Source organism: Sedimentibacter sp. MB35-C1, from assembly GCF_030913635.1.
GTDB lineage: Bacteria > Bacillota > Clostridia > Tissierellales > Sedimentibacteraceae > Sedimentibacter.
The window spans coordinates 963851-986966 of sequence record NZ_CP133188.1 but is presented as its reverse complement, the minus strand read 5'-3'; the positions used below and the strand labels follow the sequence as shown (position 1 = coordinate 986966).

10 protein-coding genes, 1 tRNA gene, 3 rRNA genes and 1 pseudogene are annotated in these 23116 nt (G+C 37.1%); 2 read left to right on the top strand and 13 right to left on the bottom strand.

What is annotated here, in order from left to right; translation table 11 throughout:
* Positions 1 to 92 precede the first annotated feature (92 nt).
* Both RBQ61_RS04570 and RBQ61_RS04565 read right to left on the bottom strand, forming a co-directional pair.
* Entirely contained in the window at positions 93 to 443 is a 351-nt protein-coding gene (locus RBQ61_RS04570; RefSeq protein ID WP_308139333.1) for a hypothetical protein, read from the bottom strand.
* 92 nt (positions 444 to 535) lie between these two features.
* Positions 536 to 1213 (bottom strand): metal-dependent hydrolase, encoded by a 678-nt coding sequence (locus tag RBQ61_RS04565; protein WP_308139332.1) that lies wholly within the window; start codon positions 1211 to 1213, stop codon positions 536 to 538.
* Between the two features lie 447 nt (positions 1214 to 1660).
* On the opposite strand from RBQ61_RS04565, the gene RBQ61_RS04560 reads away from it, so the two are divergent.
* On the top strand, positions 1661 to 5986 hold the full coding sequence (locus RBQ61_RS04560; protein WP_308139331.1) for a 2-hydroxyacyl-CoA dehydratase: 4326 nt from the start codon (positions 1661 to 1663) through the stop codon (positions 5984 to 5986).
* A gap of 74 nt (positions 5987 to 6060) precedes the next feature.
* Positions 6061 to 7449, top strand: a pseudogene (locus tag RBQ61_RS04555) (IS3 family transposase).
* A gap of 63 nt (positions 7450 to 7512) precedes the next feature.
* Here the strand turns inward: RBQ61_RS04555 and rocD are convergent.
* From rocD to RBQ61_RS04500, 11 genes are all read right to left on the bottom strand, one after another.
* Positions 7513 to 8703 (bottom strand): ornithine--oxo-acid transaminase, encoded by a 1191-nt coding sequence (rocD, locus tag RBQ61_RS04550; RefSeq protein WP_308139330.1) that lies wholly within the window; start codon positions 8701 to 8703, stop codon positions 7513 to 7515.
* Positions 8704 to 9086: 383 nt separating this feature from the next.
* A complete protein-coding gene (argF, locus tag RBQ61_RS04545; RefSeq protein WP_308139329.1) occupies positions 9087 to 10082 on the bottom strand; it encodes an ornithine carbamoyltransferase in 996 nt (331 codons plus the stop codon).
* 247 nt (positions 10083 to 10329) lie between these two features.
* Entirely contained in the window at positions 10330 to 11547 is a 1218-nt protein-coding gene (locus tag RBQ61_RS04540) for a M20 family metallopeptidase (RefSeq protein ID WP_308139328.1), read from the bottom strand.
* A 97-nt stretch (positions 11548 to 11644) separates the two neighbouring features.
* Positions 11645 to 13030, bottom strand: coding sequence for a sodium:alanine symporter family protein (locus tag RBQ61_RS04535; RefSeq protein WP_308139327.1), 1386 nt, complete (start codon positions 13028 to 13030; stop codon positions 11645 to 11647).
* A 210-nt stretch (positions 13031 to 13240) separates the two neighbouring features.
* The gene (locus RBQ61_RS04530) at positions 13241 to 14404 is read right to left on the bottom strand and encodes a BTAD domain-containing putative transcriptional regulator (protein WP_308139326.1); all 1164 of its coding nucleotides are present in this window, start codon (positions 14402 to 14404) and stop codon (positions 13241 to 13243) included.
* 14 nt (positions 14405 to 14418) lie between these two features.
* The gene (locus RBQ61_RS04525; protein ID WP_308139325.1) at positions 14419 to 15951 is read right to left on the bottom strand and encodes an amidohydrolase; all 1533 of its coding nucleotides are present in this window, start codon (positions 15949 to 15951) and stop codon (positions 14419 to 14421) included.
* Positions 15952 to 16085: 134 nt separating this feature from the next.
* Entirely contained in the window at positions 16086 to 17573 is a 1488-nt protein-coding gene (locus tag RBQ61_RS04520) for a M20/M25/M40 family metallo-hydrolase (protein ID WP_308139324.1), read from the bottom strand.
* A 436-nt stretch (positions 17574 to 18009) separates the two neighbouring features.
* Positions 18010 to 18126 (bottom strand): 5S ribosomal RNA (rrf, locus tag RBQ61_RS04515).
* Between the two features lie 182 nt (positions 18127 to 18308).
* A 23S ribosomal RNA gene (locus tag RBQ61_RS04510) occupies positions 18309 to 21230 on the bottom strand.
* Between the two features lie 148 nt (positions 21231 to 21378).
* Positions 21379 to 21454 (bottom strand) — tRNA-Ala (locus RBQ61_RS04505).
* Between the two features lie 123 nt (positions 21455 to 21577).
* A 16S ribosomal RNA gene (locus tag RBQ61_RS04500) occupies positions 21578 to 23090 on the bottom strand.
* The 16S, 23S and 5S rRNA genes sit together here with 1 tRNA gene alongside, the layout of an rRNA operon.
* Positions 23091 to 23116: the final 26 nt, after the last annotated feature.

The following is a 23116-nucleotide window of genomic DNA, read 5'->3' as shown; positions in this document are numbered from 1 at the left end:
TTATTGTCAATATTAAAATGACATATTTCGTCAAATGTAAATCTTAATTTATGCATAAAAAAGTATGATTGTCAATCAATCATACTTCGCACTTACTTTATATCATCAGATTTTGAACCATAAACTTCGATTACAGGCATTACAAACATAAATCCTATGCCTGGTTCTTCGAAGCGTTCCATTTCTTCATTAATTTTGGCAGCTACTCTGTCAAGCTTTTCCTTATCTCTAATGATACTAAAAACTATTTTACTATATGGCTTTCTTCCATCTATCTGCTTTTTTACACTGTCAAGCATAGGTATGTTGATATTGTGGTCTAACAGCACTTTTCCCATTCCTTGACTGTCTATTGTAGTAGCACCTATTTCTTCTCTGTAAAACGCTTCATGTATATCATCAAGCTTTGATATGTCATTTAGTATTAACACTAAAGCAAACATTTTATAGTAAGACCTCCCCTTGCATTTCACATTGCTCATCGATTATATCATATGCATTTTTACTATTCAATTATTTATATAAAATAATTTCTTTATATATCCACGCTTTCATTAATATCCAATATAACAACCTCTGAAGATTTCACTATATTTTTATATTTCTTCGGATCTGCATTAATTACATCAAATGTATTGTAATGAATAGGAACAACTTTTTTAGCCTTGATAAAATCTGATGCTTTTACAGCGTCATCAATATCCATTGTATAATTTCCTCCTATGGGAATAAATGCGACATCTATGTGTTCATCTTCCAAAAGTTTCATATCAAGAGTAAGTCCGGTATCTCCAGCGTGATAAACCTTATTTCCGTTAACTTCTATTATAAATCCGCATGGATTCCCTCCACAAACCATATTTCCATTTTCTAAAATACCCGAACCATGAAGAGCATTTATCATTTTTACCGTTCCAAAATCAAACTTTTTTCTGCCTCCTATATGCATTGAATGGGTTCGCAAATTAAATTTATTGAAATATGTTGATATTTCATGGTTTGCTATAATCAATGCATCGGTACGTTCTGCAATCTCTACCGTATCCCCTATATGATCCGAATGTCCGTGTGTTACAAAAATATGTGTTATATCTGGCAACTCGCTTATTTTTGTTTTAACCAGCCCATTTCCTGTTATAAAAGGATCAATAATGCCCTTAAATGCACCTTCTTCCAAAATAACCGCTGAATGCCCCAGATAAGTTAATTTCACAAAACCACCATCCTTCTTAATATTATCTATATAATAACTTTATATAATAATAAAATCAACGCCTTTTCCAAATTTTTGATTAAATTCATAATCTATGGAATAAACATTTGACAAATAACTACTTTTTGCAAATGTAGGCATAATTTTTGCAACGAAAATATTTCTCAACTAATTTATTTAAGTTGATTTTAAGATTTAAAATGATATAATATATTTAACAAGAATTTAGTTTAATTTATATATGTATGAGGGACATAAGACAGATTACACGCACTAAAAGCGATAAAATTAAATATAGCTGCCTGGATGTGCCAACATATGCTACATCTCAAGGCATATTGCACTGTTATTCGGCTTTTCCCTCGGACAAGTCGATAATCTTATTTTTGTAATAGTTTATTCTATACAGTAATAGAATATTAAAGCCAAATGGCTTTGGAGGACACGATGAAAAATTACTTTGTAGGGCTTGATATAGGGTCTACGACAGTAAAAATAGCTGTAATAGACAATGAAGGTAATCTAATACACAAACAATATAAAAGACATCATTCCGATATTAGAAACACTGTCACCGAGATTATTAAAAATGCATCAGAACAACTGAAGGACAGCTTAATTAAAATAAGTACCACAGGCTCCGGTGCTATTGATGTGTCTAAATCTCTAGGTATTACTTTTGTTCAAGAAGTTGCGGCATCCACACGTGCCATAGAAGAATATATCCCACAAACTGACGTGGTTATAGAACTGGGCGGAGAGGACGCTAAAATAACATATCTGTCGGGAAATCTTGAACAGCGCATGAACGGTTCATGTGCAGGGGGCACAGGTGCATTCATCGACCAAATGGCCGTCTTAATGAAGACTGATGCATCTGGCTTAAATGAATTGTCCAAAAAACACAGCACTATCTATCCGATTGCCTCCAGATGCGGAGTATTCGCAAAATCTGACATTCAACCCCTTTTAAATGAAGGTGCAAGACAAGAAGACATTGCAGCTTCAATTTTCCAGGCGGTGGTTAATCAAACGATCAGCGGCCTTGCTCAGGGAAGACCAATAAAAGGAAATGTAGCATTTTTAGGAGGCCCATTATACTTCCTTTCTGAACTTAGAGAAAGATTTAAGCAGACACTAAACTTAAGCAGTGAAAATTCCACATGCCCAAAAGACGCAAACTATTACGTTGCTATGGGTGCAGCCTTAATGTCAGAAGATAACACTGAAATAAACTTTAATGATTTTTATAAAAAGATTGAGAAAACAATGGAAAAAACTAATATTGAGTACCGCAAGAAAGATTTGAATCCATTGTTTGAAACAAAAGATCAATATAATGAATTTTTAATTAGACACAATCACCATAAGGCAAAACAAAAAAATATAGACGAGTACAACGGTCCGGCTTTCTTGGGAATAGATGCAGGATCTACAACAACAAAGCTAGTGCTTATAACAGAGGACGGCGAAATTCTATATTCATATTATACCAGCAACGAAGGAAATCCATTGAACACAGCTGTAAAAGCTGTAAAAGAGCTTTACAGCAAAATGCATAAGGACATAAAAATTGCATTCACAGCCGTAACAGGCTATGGTGAGCATTTAATAAAAGCCGCCTTAAGCGTTGATACTGGAGAAATTGAAACTGTTGCTCACTATAAAGCAGCCGATTTCTTTTTAAACGGAGTCGACTTCATAATTGACATCGGCGGACAGGACATGAAGAGCATGATTATAAAAAATGGAGTTATTGATTCTATAATGCTAAATGAAGCATGCTCCTCAGGCTGTGGCTCATTTATTGAAACTTTTGCAAATTCACTTGATATGAGCGTACAAGACTTCGCAGAAGCAGCAATTATGTCCGAGCACCCGGTTGATTTAGGAACCAGATGTACTGTTTTTATGAACTCCAAAGTTAAGCAAGCTCAAAGAGAAGGTGCAACTTTAAGCGATATTTCAGCAGGCATATCATATTCAGTTATAAAAAATGCACTATTCAAGGTTATAAGGCTAAAATCCCTAGATTCAATAGGCGAAAAAGTAGTTGTACAGGGAGGTACTTTCTACAACAATGCTGTTTTGAGGGCATTTGAACTAATAACTGGAAGAAACGTCGTAAGACCTGACATTGCAGGAGTTATGGGAGCTTTCGGTGCAGCTCTTATAGCAAGAAGTAACTACGACAGTTCCAAAATCAGCACATTTGTAAAAGAAGAAAATTTAGAAAAATTCTCATTCAACACTACTATGAACCGTTGTGGGCAATGCACAAACAACTGCCTACTGACAATTAATAAATTTTCCGACGGAAGATATTTTGTATCGGGTAACCGCTGCGAAAGAGGAGCTGAAAAATACACTCATACTGAAAAAAAAGAACCTCTCCCCAATTTATACAAATATAAGTACAAAAGAGTGTTCAATTATAAACCACTTTCAATTGAAGAGGCCAAAAGAGGATTAATAGGCATACCACGAGTACTAAATATGTACGAAGATTATCCTTTCTGGTTTACATTTTTCACAGAACTTGGATACAGAGTTGTTCTGTCAGGAGTATCCAGCAAGAGGATATATGAACTTGGTATGGGAACAATTCCATCAGAGTCTGTTTGCTATCCGGGTAAAATCACCCACGGACACATTGTTGATTTAATAAACAAGAAAATTCCAAAAATTTTCTATCCTTGTATTTCTTATAATATAAAGGAAGATGCAAATGCGGGAAATCACTATAACTGTCCGGTTGTAGTCTCCTATCCCGAATCTATAGAGGCAAACATTGATCTGAATAATATTAAATTTTACAAGCCTTTCCTGAACTTAAACGAAAAGGAACTCCTTATTAATAAACTTTACAAAGAACTGGGAATATCAGAAAACATATCATTTGATGAAATTAAAAATGCAGTTCATAAAGCTTATTTAGAACTTTTCGCTTATAAACAAGATGTTAGAAATGAAGGAGCAAAGGCTGTTAAATACATCAAGGAAAATAATAAGAAGGGTATAGTCCTTGCCGGCAGGCCATACCATGTTGATCCCGAAATTAATCACGGCATTCCTGAAATGATAGAAGGATACGGTCTTGTTGTTCTTTCAGAAGACTCTCTCAACAACAAATACCCAATCGAAAGGCCGTTGAGAGTCATTGACCAGTGGGCATACCACACTAGACTATACGCTGCAGCAACCTGCGTTGCCAACACCGATAATTTGGAGCTTATACAGCTCAATTCTTTCGGCTGCGGTCTGGATGCTGTAACAACCGATCAGGTAAGCGAAATATTGCAGAGAAACAATAAAATTTATACCGTAATAAAAATAGATGAAATAACAAATTTGGGAGCTGTAAGAATCCGTATCCGTTCGCTTATCGCCTCAATGGAAGAAAGAGATAAAAACGGTGTTACGCATATAAGAACAGAAGAAGGTGATCAAAATCCTCTGTTCACTAAGGAAATGAAAAAAACGCACACACTGCTGATTCCGCAAATGTCACCCATACATTTTCAGTTTATAGAAACTGCTGCAAAAGTGTCAGGCTACAATGCAGTTGTTCTGCCCGCAGTAGATAAGCATGCTGTGGATGTTGGGCTCAAAGTAGTTAACAATGATGCATGCTATCCGTCAATAATTGTAATCGGCCAGCTTATCAATGCACTAGAATCTGGAAAATATGACCTTAGTAGTGTAGCACTTATGATTTCTCAGACAGGTGGAGGCTGCCGTGCAACCAATTATATCGGATTTATCAGAAAAGCATTGAAAGACTTAGGCTATAGTAATATACCCGTCATATCGTTCAATATGATTGGTTTGGAAAAACAACCCGGATTTAAAATAACAGTACCGTTTATTAACAGGCTGATAATGGGTTTGGTAATAGGCGATACGTTGATGCGGGCAACTTACAGAACAAGGCCCTATGAAAAGATAAAGGGCTCTGTTAATAAACTATACAGCACATGGGTTGCAAAATGTCACAAGGTTATTGAATCAGGAAGCTATCTCCAATTCAATCGCCTGATAAAAGACATCGTTCATGACTTTGACACCATTGCACTTGATGAAAGCATAAGAAAACCTAAAGTCGGAATAGTAGGAGAAATACTTGTTAAGTTCCATCCAAACGCAAATAACGACGTATTTTCTCTTCTTGAGGAAGAAGGAGCGGAAGTTGTTGTTCCAGATTTGCTGGACTTTTTCTCATACAGTTCACTTAATGGAGTTATAAAGTATGACGAACTGCTTTTAGGCACTAAAAAAACAAGATTTTTTAGTAGCGCAGCAGTTAAGGCAATTGATCTGTACAAGACTGCAAGCGTTAGTGCATTCAAGAAATCAAAAAGATTTACTCCTCCTTCAAACATCGCAGAACTTGCTCAAAAAGCAAGAAATTTTCTTTCGTTAGCAAATCAGTCCGGGGAAGGATGGTTTCTAACAGGAGAAATGATTGAGCTTTTAGACTCGGGTGTGAATAATATATTATGTTTACAGCCGTTTGCCTGCCTTCCGAATCACATAACGGGCAAAGGCATGATTAAGAAACTAAAAGGTGCATATCCTATGTCCAACATTGTTCCAATTGACTATGATGCCGGAATAAGTGAAGTTAACCAAATAAACAGAATTAAACTTATGCTTACAAACGCCTTCAGAAATATGAAAGAAAAAGAACATATGAGTTCTACCATCATGCTGAGTGATAAGGAGGAAGCTTCGGATTTCAGCTTGAGAGATGTTCAGGAACAGGAGATATAAAAAAGCATTCGAACTATGAACCGACCCCCAAAAGTTAGACCTAAAAATCTAACTGATGGGAGGTCGGTTTTTGAATGGCAAAATATAGTTATGAATTTAAGATGAAAGTTGTGCAAGAATATTTAGCTGGAAAGGGCGGATTCGCTTTTCTATCTAAAGAATATAATATCTCTTCTACGAGGGACTTACAAAAATGGGTTTCTGCATACAATGAATTTGGCTCTGATGGCTTAATGAGAAAACGAAAAAATCAAACTTACTCTTTCGAATTTAAGCTTCATGTGGTAGAGTTGTATCTAACTACAGAGGTTTCTTATCAGGATTTAGCGCTTTCGGTTGGAATTAATAATCCACCATTAATAAGCAAATGGGTTAATGATTATCGTATTGCTGGACCTGATGCCTTGAAACCTAAACAGAAGGGGCGGCGACCAAAAGTGGATAAACCAAAAGATATTAATCTTGATAAGAGTAAAAAAATAAATGTAGAAACGGAGTATCTTAAACAACTTGAAGATGAAAATCTTAAACTACGAATTGAGAATGCATATTTAAAAGAATTGAGGAGGCTGCGTTTAGAGGGAACACCTCAGAACAAAAAGCGAGAATCATCCACAGCCTCCGAGGATCCTTCAAATTAAAAGATGTTCTCGCAGTTACAGGTTTCCCAAAATCAACATATATGTATTGGCAAAAGCGCTTTGAAATGGAGAATCCAGATCAGGAGATAGAACAGAAAATTTTAGATATACGTAAGGAACATAAGGATTTTGGCTATCGCCGGATTCATGGCGATTTAAGAAAGTAAGGACTGCTCATCAACAAGAAGAAGGTTCAGCGTATTGTGCAAAAGCTAAATATTCAGGTGACTGCTTTCACTCGCAAAAGTCGTAAGTACAGCTCATACAAAGGGAATGTTGGTAAGATTTCACCTAACAGAATTAATAGACGTTTTGATACAAATATTCCTCACCAGAAGATTACAACTGATACGTCGGAATTCAAATATTATGAGGTGGATCAAAAAGCTCTACCTGGATCCATTTATGGATTTATGCAATAGAGAAATCCTAAGTCATAGCATTTCTCTAAGACCATCAGGCCAAAATGTAATGCAAGCCTTAAATGAGGCAATAGAGATTACCTCAGATTGTAAATACAGGAGAACATTCCATTCTGATAGAGGTTGGGCATATCAGATGAAAGCATATAGTCGTGTACTTGAATCAAACAGAATATTTCAGAGTATGTCGCGTAAAGGAAACTGCATTGATAATTCTCCTATGGAAAACTTCTTTGGAATTATGAAACAGGAAATGTATTATGGTATGGTTTACTACAGTTATGAAGAACTTAAAAATTCGATAGAAAAATATATTAAGTATTACAACGAAAAAAGGATTAAAGAGAAGCTTGGATGGATGAGTCCTGTAGAATACAGACTTAGCCTTTCGGCTGCATAAAAAATAGCGTAGCAGTTCACAAAACTACTACGCTACAAAGTCTAACTTATTGGGGTCACATCACTACTCGAATGCTTTTTCAATTTTTTTACAAGCATCATCCAGCTGCTCATATGTGGCCGTTATAGGGGGAGCAAACCTAATTGTTCTTTCATGGGTTTCTTTTGCAAGAATGCCATTTCCCATAAGTTTCTTTACATACGGTGCAGCATTTTCTTTAAACTCCACTCCTATTAGGAGGCCCTTTCCCCTTACTTCAACTATATCATCATTATCAATAGCTTTAAGTCTTTCCATGAAATATTCCCCTTTTTCCTCTGCCTGCTTTGGATAATTATCTCTTTCAAGTATTTCCATGGCTTTAATTGATACGGCCGCCCCCAAAGGGTTTCCGCCGAAAGTAGACCCATGTGAACCGGGAGTAAAAACTCCAAGAATATCCTCATTTGCAGCAACTGCCGATACAGCAATAATTCCTCCGCCCAACGCTTTTCCAAGAACATACATATCAGGAATAATACCTTCATGCTCGCAGGCAAACATCTTACCTGTCCTTGCAAATCCAGTCTGTACCTCATCCGCTATAAACAAAACATTATTTTCTTTGCATATATTAAGAGCTTCATTCAAAAATCCTTCAGGAGGAACTATTATCCCTGCCTCGCCTTGTATAGGTTCAACTAAAAATGCTACTGTATTTGCGCTAATATTTTTCTTAAGCTGTTCAATATTACCATATTCTATCACTTTAAATCCAGGTGTAAACGGTCCGTACCCTTGCTTTGCATCAGGATCGGTACTCATGGACACAATAGTAATTGTTCTGCCGTGAAAATTATTGGCACATACTATAATTTCCTGTTTGCCTTCTTCAACCCCCTTTACTGACTGCCCCCATTTTCTGGCGGTCTTCAGCGCAGTTTCAACAGCTTCGGCTCCTGTATTCATAGGGAGAACCATATTTTTTCCCGTAACCTTGCAGAGTTTTTCCATCCACTCGCCTAACACACTGTTGTAAAATGCCCTTGAGGTCAGAGTAACTTTATCCAACTGGTCTTTTGCCGTTTGCACCAATTCGGGATGTCTATGCCCAAAGTTCAGCGCGGAATATGAGCTCAACATATCATAAAACTCTTCGCCTTCGGGATTTGTAACTACCATGCCATCTGCCTTATCAATAACAACTTCTTTAGGGTGATAATTATGAGCACCATATTTTTCCGTTTTTTGCATTATTTTTTTAGATAATTGCATTTTTTGACCTCCTTAGGACATCTAGATTTTTTCAGAATTTATTTTCAGCTTAAATTTATAAAATTTATTATATCTATATTCAATATCAATGTCAAGAAATAGTTAATATAATTCAAGATATTACTGTATTTTAAGATAAAAACGTCATTTCTGAAAAATAATGTTAGTTTAAATATGTTATGAATTTTCATTCTGTGCTTTCAAAACATTAATTAAATCGTACTTATTTTTGCAACAAAGAATATTTTAATTGCATACACGCAATAAAAGTCCTTCTTAATTTCTATCTGCATGCTAAAATTTAACTAAAAATGACACCTCATAATATACATATCAGATGTCATTTTTTAGTTAGTTTTATATCTATTATTTCTATATATTTTTTATCCTATAGTAGCTATCACCACCGCTTTAATGCTGTGAAGCCGATTTTCAGCTTCATCAAAAACGACGGAATTTTTGCTTCTAAAAACTTCGTCCGTTACCTCTCTTATATCATACCCCAGTTCATATTGTTCTCTTGCCATTTTTGTTTCAAAGTCATGAAAAGCAGGCAAACAATGCATAAATATAACATCTTCATTTCCTGTTGCATCCATTAATTCAGAGGTCACTTTAAACGGCGAAAGTATTTTTACTCTCTCCGGTATCTGTTCCTCTTCGCCCATAGAAGCCCAAATATCTGTATAAATTACATCTGCATCCTTAACACATTCAATATTATCAGATATTTCAATTTTTGCTCCTGTGAATTTTGCAGTCTCATAAACTTTATTCAATATGCCAGAATCAATCTTCTGACTAAGCTCCTTAGGTCCAAATGCTACAAAATGCATGCCCATTTTTGCGCAACCATACATCCATGCATAGCTCATATTGTTCCTTATGTCTCCGGCAAATACAAGTTTGACTTTATTTAGAGGCTTAAACAAATGCTCCTCTATTGTCAGCATATCCGCCAGTATCTGAGTAGGATGATCTATATCCGTCAAGCCGTTCCACACAGGCACACCGGAGTGTTTTGCCAGATCTTCAACCATTTCTTGTCCATAACCTCTATATTCTATCCCATCATAGAATCTTCCCAAAACTTTTGCTGTATCCTCTATAGATTCCTTTTTTCCCATTTGAGAATAATCAGAATTTAAAAATGTTACATGAGCTCCTTCATCTAATGCAGCCACTTCAAAAGAGCATCTTGTTCTTGTAGACGTTTTTTCGAATAATAATACTATATTTTTACCCTTAAGCAGGTTATTAGATATGCCTTGTCTTTTCTTTGATTTTAAATCATGCGCCAAATCAAGCAAATATCTAATTTCTTCAGGTTTAAAATCCATCAATGTTAGAAAACTTCTTCCTTTTAAATTTACTGTCATAGCGTCCTCCGTGTTTATTTATTTAACTTATTGTATATTTAACAATAATAACACAAAGCGCTCCTTTACGCAATAATTTTTTATAAATATTTTATTATAATTATTAAAAAATATTTTCTTTGATTTATGCAAAAATAGCACGACCTTTTATCACGGAGGTTATCTTATCAAAACTTACTTTTCAGCTCAAAAAAATAAAGAGTACATTTGTGATACCCTTTATTATTTTATAATCTTCTTGTTTTATTTATAAAGACAGCCTTCTAGTCAAATAATTATACACAATCTCTATAGTTTCTAAAAAACTGTTCAAATTTACATATTCATCAAAACTGTGGAAATTTCCTCCAGATGGCCCAAATATGAGAACAGGTATATCAAGCCTTTCTGCTATTAAGTTGAAATCTCCTATGCTGGAAAAATATTTTATCATTGGTTCTTGACCGCTGCACTCTTTTATAAGACTCTCAAGAATTCTAACTTCTTCAAGGTTTTCATCTGTAACATACGGCATGAATCCTCCGGAAGCCTCTAAAGGATCATCTCTAAAAATAATTTCATACTTTGACTTTATTTTTGCGTTATTTGCGGCCTTATGAACTTCTTCAATTATTGATTGCTTGTTTTCTCCGATAACTATGTGCTTAAAAATTTCAATTTCAGAATAATCAGCTACAGAGCATCCGCTTCCGCTGCTTTTTATACTTGTAACACATGTACTTGAATGTCCCAACTTATCATGATATTTGGGTTCTACATTTTTCAAAGCTATAATTAGCTTGCTTGCATCTTCTATTGCACTTATTCCATTTTCTGGTGTTGCCGCATGGCTCGACTTTCCGAACAACCTTATTTTATATTGATAGCCGCCTCTTGCTCCGAGACATATACTGTGATTATCAGTAAACGAAAAGCCGCTGCTTGGTTCCAGGGACAGAGCCATTTCAGCTCCCTCGTATAAATTGTCTTTAATAGAAAATGATGTTCCCAAGCCATAAGGCCCTTCCTCATCAGATACAAAAGAATAAATTATTTTTCCTTTAAAATCTTTTACAGTCTTACTGAATTTTTTTAAAGATATCAATGCAGCTGCACAACCAGATTTCATATCCAATGCTCCAAGCCCATACATTTTACCATTTTCTATTACCGGGATGTATGGGTCTTTTGTCCAGCCTGTGCATTCGCCAACAGTATCAAGATGGCAGTTCAACAATATTACAGGACCGTCCTCTGAGCCTTCTATTGAACCTATCAGATTTGTTCCCTTAAATCCCGTTACCTTTTTATCTTCATAGTAGTGAAAATTAACGTCTATATTATTCTTTTTCAGCCAGTTAAACACAAAGCTCATTATTTCTTCTTCATGGAAAAACTTACTTTTAATTCGAATTAAGTTATCCAGCAGCTCAATTGCTTCCTGTTCATCTTCATAGGTGTTTTTTATAAATTTATTGTTTAACATATATTACCTCAATAAAAGAATTTATAAAAAACTATCTCCTGAAAGAAGAATCTTTATAGAGATAGTTTTTTACATTATAGATTAATATCTTAATCTACTATCTTTGTTTTACTCTTTTTTTATCTTTCAGATAGTATTGTTCACTTGTAAAGAATTCATTTTTAAGTTCAACAACCTCTCCGCTCATTGCAATTAAGCCTATAACATTCGGGAATATAATTAAAGCCAAGAACAAGTCAATGAAAGAATATAAGAACTCAATACCACCGACTACGCCTAGTATAATTGATAAAACATATACATATTTCCATTTTGTTGCAAACTTCGTACCAAATAAATATTCTGCCTGCTTTTCACCATAGAATACCAATACTATTACTGTGGACAAGACGAACAGGAATATTGAAATCGATACTACATAACCGCCAATTGAACCAAACTGATTAATAAAAGCTATTGCCGGCATAGAAGCAGCTTCTGATGATGGTATATCAGTCCATACACCTGAAAGCAATACAACAAATGCTGTAAGTGTACATACTAGCAAAGTATCAACCGTAATTTCAAAAATGCCCCAGAAACCCTGGCGTACAGGATGGTCTGTCTCTGCCGTAGCATGTGCGATTGGAGCAGTACCCATACCTGCTTCATTTGAGTATGTACCTCTTGCAGCTCCCCATCTTAAAGCTAATGCCACAGATGAACCTGCAAATCCACCTGTTGCAGCTGACGGTGCGAAAGCTCCTTTTATTATCAACCCAAATACATGAGGTACTGCAGTTATGTTAGAAATGATAATAATCAATGCACCCAGCAAATAAACAATCGCCATAATAGGAACCAATTTTTCTGTAACTTGTGTTATTCTCTTTATTCCACCAAATACAACTATAAATACAATTACTGCCATACCTACACCTGTTACCATGCTTGGCACACCAATGCTTCCCAATGTTTGCACTGCCGATATTGCCTGAGTTGCAATTGAAGGTATAAGTTCCAAGAAAAGGAAGAATGCAAACAAAAAGGCTAAAAATTTACCTAAGGCTTTATTTTTAAGACCTTTTGATAAATAATAGGTAGGTCCTCCTACAAATTCACCAGCAGCATTTTTCTCTCTATATTTAATACCAAGAACGATTTCCGAAAACTTTGAAGCATTACCAATAAGAGCAATTATCCACATCCAAAATACAGCTCCCGGTCCACCAAATGCAATAGCTACAGGCACACCTACTATATTTGAGGCTCCTATTGTTGAAGCAAGAGCAGCCGTAGCAGCCTGGAAAGGCGATATTGCATTTTTATCTTCCGGCTTTTTGAGCATTTTGCCAAAAGTTTGTCCCCACATGTACCACAAATGTCTAAATTGAAAAAATCCAAGTCTGAAAGTAAGGAATATTCCACCGCCTGCTAGCAAAAGAAGCATTGGAAGTCCCCATATCCAGTTAGAAATACTTACTATTATTTCTGTAAAACTCATTAATTAATACCTCCTAGTATTTAATTTATATATAATCAGATTAGCTGTTTAATGCAAATCCAATATATATCAAGCAAGTGCATACGTATTCCTGCCATTTAATTATATTTTTATAAGGTTCATTTATTGTTTTATTATTATCACATTTAGTATTTTATATGCATATATTAAAAAAATTTAAATTTGAAATAAACACTTTTTAAACATTTTTCAATTTTCATCTTCAATATACTTAATAAATAAATTAGTGTTAGAGCTTAAAAATTTGAAGAATTTTGTTGACTTTTCATCGATTTTATCTACATTATATATATATATTTGAATTAAAAAGTCCTTGGATAAGTATGTCAATATGTTTTTTACAGAATGGTACAGGCGTATTTCTATTAGCTCAGTATTTGAATAATTATTTACCAAGTCATAAAAACTCGGTTGAATTAAACACGCATCGCATAAATAAATCTTTGGTATACCCTGCAATATATTTTTTTTAAAATTTAGCATCAATTTTTCCAGCAGATCACTCATAGCAAAGTAATTAACCGATGAATCAGCATATTCATTTATTCTTATAATAATATTATTGCCGTCTTTTGATACTTTATTGCTATGATTAATTTCTTCATTATTTTTATTATTAATAAGTTTTAAATAAAGGTCTTTTATTTTTTTTTGGGGAAAAATATTCAAATCTTCCCTAAGGGATGTCTGATATTTTTTATAATGTATAATAGCTAAATTTGATTCATTATTGTTAATCAGTAAATTCATGAGCTTATAATGAGATTCTTCATCATATGGATTAATTAACAATATTTCTTCTAATGTATCTTTGGCGCTCTCATAAACATTAAGATTCAAGTATTGGTCAAGCAGCTTATTTAGTGTTTGAATATGAAGCTTTTGAAATATAGAGCGTTGATAAAATATCCAGTCGTTAAAATCATCACATTCCTTAAAATAAAAATTCTCTAAAAATTCACCTCTAAACAGCTCCTTCACCTTTTTCAAGGTATTTATATCACTTGATTTTTCTTTATTTATGTTTTCTAAATAGGTAATATCAGAACTAAAATTATAATCCTGGTTAATATAGCAATATTTATTATCTGAAATTATAAATTCATTATTATTCTCGTCATTTGGAATCACTTTTTTTAAGTTCCATAAATTGTACCGCAAATTATAGTTTGCAGTTTCAAAGCTTTCAGGCCAAAACATGTATGCTAATTTTTCTCTTGTAACCTTTTTATGTTCATTGCACAGCAAAATAGCTAAAACACCTATTGATTTTGCACTCAGCTTGTTGTTTATCAATTCGTCATTATAATAGATTTCAACATTTCCCAATAGGTTAATGTTTAATTTATCCATTTTTATCTCTCCAGTTAAAAGTTTTTATATAAAACCTCTCCGCTCTTAATAGTGCCTATAACCTGTGTTGTAATAATCGACTTTGCATCTATCTCATAAATATCTTTATCCAAAATAGCGAAATCTGCTAATTTGCCTACTTCAATAGAACCCTTCCTGTTTTCCTCACGCACCGCATAAGCTGCATTAATTGTATACATTCTTATAGCTTCTTCAACAGCAATGCTATTTATACTTACAGGATGATTAACTGCCGAATGAATGCCCAGTATGGGATTTATTGGCGTTAAATCACTGTCTGATCCTCCGCACACAGTAATTCCCAAATCAAATATTCTCCTAAACTCATTTGTTTCCATATAATGATTACTTAATCTTCTTTCATACATGCCGCTTTTACCTCCGTAGAAGTATTCAAATGAAGGCTGCATGGAAAAAATAATTTCAAGTTCCTTTGCCTTTTGCTTTTGCTCCTCCGATGTCAATTCAATGTGCTCTATCCGATGGCGTAGTTTCTTATTTGGAATAAGCTTTCTCGCAAATATATGTGCATTTAACACCTGATCCACTGCTCTATCACCTACTGCATGAAAAGCTGTATCTAAACCGTTTTTATAACAATCAAGCATAAATTCGTTAATATCTTCTTGAGAAAAATACAGCTCACCGTAACAATCTGTATCCTTGTAATTAAAACTTATTGCGGCAGTCTTCGAAGTAAAAGATCCATCAATATATATGTCACCTCCAATTCTGTTTAACCCACTATTTTTAATTTTTGATATATCTGTTGTGCTATAATATACCGATATATCTATAGGAATCTCTTTGGCAAGAGATGCTAATAACTCAACGTCCTTGTCTATAAAGTCAAAACCGCCTTCAACCGCATGTATGCTTGTAACCCCTTTTTTTATTATATTGTCTGTAAGATTTCTAATTGCTTTTATTTTGCCTTGAACCTGGTACGATTTTAGCATTTTTTTTCTTATTAATGCATTTGCCATACCGTAAAATATCCCCGTAGGATTGCCTTGATCATCTCTACCTACGCCATCTATAGTCAACGGAGCCTTAAGCATATTTATAGCTTTTGTATTTAATATACTGTTATGAAAATCACGGCTGTTTATCATTATTGCATAGTCTTTTGATATCCTGTCAAGAAATCTTCTTGTAGGCCATCTTTCTTCATTTAAATCAGATATTTCAAGCCCGTAACAATATACAAACTTACTCTGCGGATATCTTATTATCCATTCAAGCAATCGTTTTTCTAACTCCTGAAAATCTTCACATCCATTAAGATTGAGGTTCTCCATATGTAGCGCAGTCTGGATGAAGTGCACATGGCTGTCATAAAAACCAGGCAATACTGTATTCTTTTTTAAATCTATTAAAGACAGACACTTATCTTTATACATATCAAAACCATTTCCAAAACCGGCATCTACTATGACCCCACCCTTTACTGCAAGCCAATTAAAATTTTTGTTTTTCCCAAACCTTACTATATTTCCGTTATAAAGTAGCAAGTCGAACTCCATAGAAGGTTCCTCCTTAGCAAAAAATTTATTTACTTCTAACAAACTTATATATAGTATAAATTAATATATGTAATATGTCTACTAATTGAGTAATTTAAATGGAATAGAGATTACCTTTCGGTAATCTCTCAACTTTACTTTAGCAAATTGACAATTGTTTTATACACTAAGTCCGGAACCACTTCGTAAGAATATTTTTTCTCAATTCGCTCAGTAAACTTATGTGCATCTTTTCCATACGTACCAATATCCAAAACAGGCAAATCAAGTTCCTGCATATCCGAAATTGGGATATCGTATGACGGACCAAAGCCAGGCAGGTTTTGTTTAAGAGCGCTTATTACTTTTGGATCCTTAGGAGCTGCACCGTAACTTAAGTCGGATATATATGGGAAGAACTTCTTATACACAAGTTTATATTCTGTTTCTGTTGTATCCACCGCATTTGATACTGCGTCCAATAACTTTTTATCCTTATCTGATTTTCCCTCAACATATATATGAGGATAGTAAGGAGGAGTAAAGTAAACAATTACAACAGGGTTTCTGTCAGACCAAAGGTCATGAACAAAATTCACAATTTCTGTTGTCCTCTCAACTTGATCCATTGCTTCATTTTTCTTTAGTTCTTCTATATATGACTCAAGTCTCTCGTCTAAATCTTTTACTTCTTTTTTAACTTTACTATATAATTCATCGTACGAAATAACCCTTGCCTTCCATGGTAATTCCTCATAAGGTCTTTTAGCCATTTCACAGAATTTAACATATCGTTTATTTAACTTTTCAATGACAGTTTCAAAGGATTCTTCGGCTGCTTTCATCATTTTTTCCAATACTTGGTCAGGTGTACTGTTAAAAGTTGCATAGTTAAAAAGTATGATTGATTTAGTTGCTATCTGGCATGAATATTCAGTTTTTAAATCTCTTTGCTTTAATGTAATTGGAGGAAGCGAAACCTCTCCTTCAGCAACATCACAATACTCAACGTTAAGGTTAATTTTTGCAGCTATTTCTGAAGATATTTGATTTGGGTCTATTCCTTTAAATGACTCGCCTACATGAGTTTCCTTTCCTACTACTAAAAATGTCGGCATTATTTTTCCAACTGTTCCAACATATATATATTTATTTTCGTCCCCGTCATATTCACCTGTCATATAATCAGTATCTAAAATTGCTTGATAATCAAAACCTTCTTTTTCTTTCATCTTTACTAATTCAGGAACTAAGTTTATCATCCCTCCTGAGTTTGCTTCTTCATCACATACGGCAGAAAAGACTAAATTACCTTCAAATTCTTCGATATTATTAGATATCTCTTCAATTAGGCCCATTAAAACAGCAACTCCCGATTTCATATCGAAAATTCCTCTTCCAAACAAATAGTTACCTGACTCTAAGTCATCCTTAACAGCTTTTGGAAGTTCAATTCCTTTCATTTTTTCTGCAAGTTCAAATGGCTTATTAGCATATTCTTTTATATTTCCATAATCAGATATTCCTACAGTATCTGTGTGGCCAATCAGTACAACTGTTTCACCTGAAGTATTAACAACACTAAGTACACTGGTAAGTTCTAAAGCTATTTCTTTGATTCTATCAACAATTTCAGCTTTCATTAGTTCCTCCTAAAATATTGTATACTTATATATTACAATGATATCGTTTTACTGATGTTTTATTTCTCCATATTTATTAGTTTATTTTATACTTATAAACAAACAACTAAGATTTCTTGAGACCAAAATAAAACGTTATTATAAAATTTTCATTCATGCAAGATTTAAATATCATTGTAATATAATGAATTTTAAACCAATATAATTTCTGTTCATTTTACTATTATTCTCAAACTAAAGTACTTTTATGCAATTTATCATTCATAACATTATTAAACATTTAATGTATATATATTAGGATTATAAATAAATATTATTAAATTTAAACAAAAAAAAACCGTTGATATCAACTGGCTTAAATTTTTTTATTTATTTTGTAAGGTTTACCTACCATCGATTTTTCAGAACAAAACTCTGAAAAATCGGGTTAGGTCATACCCGGCGACGTCTTACTTTCCCAGGCAGTTGCCCGCCAAGTATCATCAGCGCTGAAGAGCTTAACTTCCGTGTTCGAGATGGGTACGGGTGTGTCCTCTTCGCTATTGTCACCAGATATATAAAAGTTCTTTCAGAACTTTCAAAATCGCATAGGAATTTTTAGATTAGACATTTTTGCGCAGTCTCATTCACCAATTTACTTGCTCCTTGCGTCGCATAAATTGGGAATTCGTTGCGAATGACCTACCTTCAATTTTTTTCTCCTTTTAGTCGAAAATATTGGGTTAGGGCATCTTTGAGGTCAAGACCTCGACCTATTAGTATTGCTCAGCTGAATGCATTGCTGCACTTACACATGCAACCTATCAACCCGTTAACATATCGGGGGTCTTACTCACTTGCGTGATGGGAAATCTTATCTTAGGGCTAGTTTCGCGCTTAGATGCTTTCAGCGCTTATCTAATCCAGACTCAGCTACTCAGCTATGCCACTGGCGTGACAACTGATGCACCGGCGGTCTGTCCATTCCGGTCCTCTCGTACTAGGAACAGCTCCCTTCAAATTTCCTGCGCCCACGGCGGATAGGGACCGAACTGTCTCACGACGTTCTGAACCCAGCTCGCGTGCCTCTTTAATGGGCGAACAGCCCAACCCTTGGGACCTGCTTCAGCCCCAGGATGAGACGAGCCGACATCGAGGTGCCAAACCTCCCCGTCGATGTGGACTCTTGGGGGAGATAAGCCTGTTATCCCCAGGGTAGCTTTTATCCGTTAAGCGATGGCCTTTCCACTCGGTGCCACCGGATCACTAAGTCCAACTTTCGTTCCTGCTCGAGATGTCTCTCTCGCAGTCAAGCTCCCTTCTGCCTTTACACTCTTCGCACGATTTCCGACCGTGCTGAGGGAACCTTTGAGCGCCTCCGTTACTCTTTCGGAGGCGACCGCCCCAGTCAAACTGCCCAACTGACAGTGTCCATATACCGGTTCACGGTATCATGTTAGAAATTCAGTAACAATAGAGTGGTATCCCAACGTTGGCTCCACCGATACTGGCGTACCGATTTCTCTGCCTCCCACCTATTCTGTACAATTGCTACCGAATTCCAATGTCAGCCTGCAGTAAAGCTCCATGGGGTCTTTCCGTCCTGCCGCGGGTAACTCGCATCTTCACGAGTACTACAATTTCACCGGATCTATTGTTGAGACAGTGCCCAAATCGTTACACCTTTCGTGCGGGTCGGAACTTACCCGACAAGGAATTTCGCTACCTTAGGACCGTTATAGTTACGGCCGCCGTTTACTGGGGCTTAAGTTCAAAGCTTCTCTTTCGATGACTTCTCCCCTTAACCTTCCAGCACCGGGCAGGTGTCAGCACCTATACTTCATCTTTCGATTTAGCAGATACCTGTGTTTTTGGTAAACAGTCGCTTGGGCCTGTTTTCTGTGGCCCTTCTAAGCTCCAACAGTTCTGTCTTCACTCTGAAGGGCACCCCTTCTCCCGAAGTTACGGGGTCATTTTGCCTAGTTCCTTAACAATAGTTCTTCCGCTCATCTTTGGATTCTCTCCTTGCCTACCTGTGTCGGTTTACGGTACGGGCACCTTCTTGCTCGATAGAGGCTTTTCTTGACAGTGTGGGCTCAGCTGCTTCACTACTTATTTTCGCTCCCATTCGTATCTCAGGATTGACGTTACGGATTTGCCTGTATCGTCTCCCTACTTACTTAGACGCACTTTTCCAGCTGTGCGCCAGCTTACCCTCCTGTGTCACCCCATTTCTCAAACGCTTAAAGGTGGTACTGGAATTTCAACCAGTTGTCCATCGCCTACGCCTTTTGGCCTCGGCTTAGGTCCCGACTTACCCTGAGTGGACGAGCCTTCCTCAGGAATCCTTAGGCTTTCGATGGGTGAGATTCTCACTCACCTTTCGCTACTCATGCCAACATTCTCTCTTCTGTACAGTCCACGACTCCTTTCGGTAGTGCTTCTATCCGTACACAATGCTCCTCTACCGATACCTATTGGTATCCCACAACTTCGGTAATAGATTTTAGCCCCGGACATCTTCGGCGCAAAACCACTCGACCAGTGAGCTATTACGCACTCTTTTAATGAATGGCTGCTTCTAAGCCAACATCCTGGTTGTCTGTGTAGTTTTACATCCTTTTCCACTTAATCTATATTTTGGGACCTTAGTTGGTGATCTGGGCTGTTTCCCTTTTGACTATGAAACTTATCTCACATAGTCTGACTCCCTAGCAACATATATATGGTATTCGGAGTTTGATAGGTTTTGGTAACGTATAACGCCCCTAGACCATTCAGTGCTCTACCCCCACTATACTTACTTGAGGCTAGCCCTAAAGCTATTTCGAGGAGAACCAGCTATCTCCGGGTTCGATTGGAATTTCACCGCTATCCACACGTCATCCCGTAGCTTTTAAACGCTAATGGGTTCGGTCCTCCACCAGATTTTACTCTAGCTTCAACCTGCACATGGATAGGTCACCCGGTTTCGGGTCTACAACATGCAACTTTCGCCCTTTTCAGACTCGATTTCTCTTCGGCTCCTAACCTTTGGTTATTAACCTTGCTGCATATTGTAACTCGTTGGCCCGTTCTACAAAAGTACGCGGTCACACTTTTGTGCTTCCACTGTTTTTAGGCTCAGGGTTTCAGGTTCTTTTTCACTCCCCTCCCGGGGTTCTTTTCACCTTTCCCTCACGGTACTATTCTCTATCGGTCACTGGGTAGTATTTAGCCTTGGGAGGTGGTCCTCCCTGCTTCCCACAAGATTCCTCGTGTCCCGTGGTACTCTGGATCATATCCTCGCTTCAAACTGTTTTGCTTACGTGTCTATCACATTCTTTGGAGGAGCTTTCCAGCTCTCTTCGGCTACAGTTTTCTGTCTCTTTGATATGTCCTCAACCCCAAGTATTTCTACTTGGTTTGGGCTCTTCCGCTTTCGCTCGCCGCTACTTACGGAATCATTTTTTATTTTCTCTTCCTAAGGGTACTTAGATGTTTCAGTTCCCCTCGTTCCCCTCATACAGCTATTTATTCACTGTATGATACATAAGGTTTACCTTATGTGAGTTTCCTCATTCGGATATCTGCGGATTATCGGCTGCTTACGCCTCCCCGCAGCATTTCGTAGTTTGCCACGTCCTTCTTCGGCTCCCAGTGCCAAGGCATTCGCCCTTAGCCCTTTCTATCTTGACCTGTTTGTCATTGTTATGTCTTCATAACATTTTTTTTTGGTTAAATTGTATTTATTATTTAAAATTTGAATTTAACTAATGTCTTCTCTTTTCATTTTCCTATGCAATTTTCAAAGTTCTGTGGTTTCCCTTTAACTTTGTCGTTAAAGTGGTGGAGATAAAGAGATTCGAACTCTTGACCCCCTGCTTGCAAGGCAGGTGCTCTCCCAACTGAGCTATACCCCCACATTATGTGGTTTTAAAAAGAGCCACTTTATACTGTTAGCTCAACAGTCTTATTTAAAATACATAATTTTTATTGTTTTTAAATAAGCAATAAAACAGCATAAGTCCTTTAGTTCTCCTTAGAAAGGAGGTGATCCAGCCGCACCTTCCGATACGGCTACCTTGTTACGACTTCACCCCAGTCATTGATCCTACCTTCGGCGCCTGCCTCCTTGCGGTTAGCTCAGCGACTTCGGGTATTACCAACTTCCATGGTGTGACGGGCGGTGTGTACAAGACCCGGGAACGCATTCACCGCGACATTCTGATTCGCGATTACTAGCAACTCCGACTTCATGTAGGCGAGTTGCAGCCTACAATCCGAACTGGGATCGGTTTATTGGGATTTGCTCCGGATTGCTCTTTCGCTTCCCTTTGTACCGACCATTGTAGCACGTGTGTAGCCCAAGACATAAGGGGCATGATGATTTGACGTCATCCCCACCTTCCTCCGATTTATCATCGGCAGTCTCTTTAGAGTGCCCAGCTTTACCTGCTGGCAACTAAGGATAAGGGTTGCGCTCGTTGCGGGACTTAACCCAACATCTCACGACACGAGCTGACGACAACCATGCACCACCTGTCTCCCTTGCTTCCGAAGAAGAGAGTACATCTCTGCACTGGTCAAGGGGATGTCAAGCCTTGGTAAGGTTCTTCGCGTTGCTTCGAATTAAACCACATGCTCCGCTGCTTGTGCGGGTCCCCGTCAATTCCTTTGAGTTTCAGTCTTGCGACCGTACTCCCCAGGCGGAGTGCTTATTGTGTTTACTTCGGCACTGACCATCGCTGGCCAACACCTAGCACTCATCGTTTACAGCGTGGACTACCAGGGTATCTAATCCTGTTTGCTACCCACGCTTTCGTGACTCAGCGTCAGTTACAGTCCAGTAAGCCGCCTTCGCCACTGGTGTTCCTCCTAATATCTACGCATTTCACCGCTACACTAGGAATTCCGCTTACCTCTCCTGCACTCAAGTAATACAGTTTCAAATGCTAACTATGGTTAAGCCTTAGCCTTTTACATCTGACACATACTACCGCCTACTCACCCTTTACGCCCAGTAAATCCGGACAACGCTCGCCCCCTACGTATTACCGCGGCTGCTGGCACGTAGTTAGCCGGGGCTTCCTCCTTGGCTACTGTCATTTTTTTCTTCACCAAGGACAGAGTTTTACGATCCGAAAACCTTCTTCACTCACGCGGCGTCGCTGCATCAGGGTTTCCCCATTGTGCAATATTCCCCACTGCTGCCTCCCGTAGGAGTCTGGACCGTGTCTCAGTTCCAGTGTGGCCGTTCACCCTCTCAGGCCGGCTACTGATCGTCGCCTTGGTAGGCCTTTACCCCACCAACTAGCTAATCAGACGCGAACTCATCCTATACCTCTAACGATTTGACTCATCAACCATGCGGTCATCAAGTGTTATATGGTTTTAATCCCGGTTTCCCGAGGCTATTCCTTTGTACAGGGCAGATTGTTCACGCGTTACTCACCCGTCCGCCACTAAGTATATTCCGAAAAACATACTTCGTTCGACTTGCATGTGTTAGGCACGCCGCCAGCGTTCGTCCTGAGCCAGGATCAAACTCTCGTTTTATATTCTTGCTCAAGATAGCGCTTAGC

Bases quoted from the DNA above. Each gene is read 5' to 3' on its own strand.
- RBQ61_RS04560 (WP_308139331.1), top strand. From the start codon at position 1,661: ATGAAAAATTACTTTGTAGGGCTTGATATAGGGTCTACGACAGTAAAA.
- RBQ61_RS04525 (WP_308139325.1), bottom strand. From the start codon at position 15,951: ATGGAGTTCGACTTGCTACTTTATAACGGAAATATAGTAAGGTTTGGG.
- RBQ61_RS04535 (WP_308139327.1), bottom strand. From the start codon at position 13,030: ATGAGTTTTACAGAAATAATAGTAAGTATTTCTAACTGGATATGGGGA.
- RBQ61_RS04530 (WP_308139326.1), bottom strand. From the start codon at position 14,404: ATGGATAAATTAAACATTAACCTATTGGGAAATGTTGAAATCTATTAT.
- argF (WP_308139329.1), bottom strand. From the start codon at position 10,082: ATGACAGTAAATTTAAAAGGAAGAAGTTTTCTAACATTGATGGATTTT.
- rocD (WP_308139330.1), bottom strand. From the start codon at position 8,703: ATGCAATTATCTAAAAAAATAATGCAAAAAACGGAAAAATATGGTGCT.
- RBQ61_RS04520 (WP_308139324.1), bottom strand. From the start codon at position 17,573: ATGAAAGCTGAAATTGTTGATAGAATCAAAGAAATAGCTTTAGAACTT.
- RBQ61_RS04570 (WP_308139333.1), bottom strand. From the start codon at position 443: ATGTTTGCTTTAGTGTTAATACTAAATGACATATCAAAGCTTGATGAT.
- RBQ61_RS04540 (WP_308139328.1), bottom strand. From the start codon at position 11,547: ATGTTAAACAATAAATTTATAAAAAACACCTATGAAGATGAACAGGAA.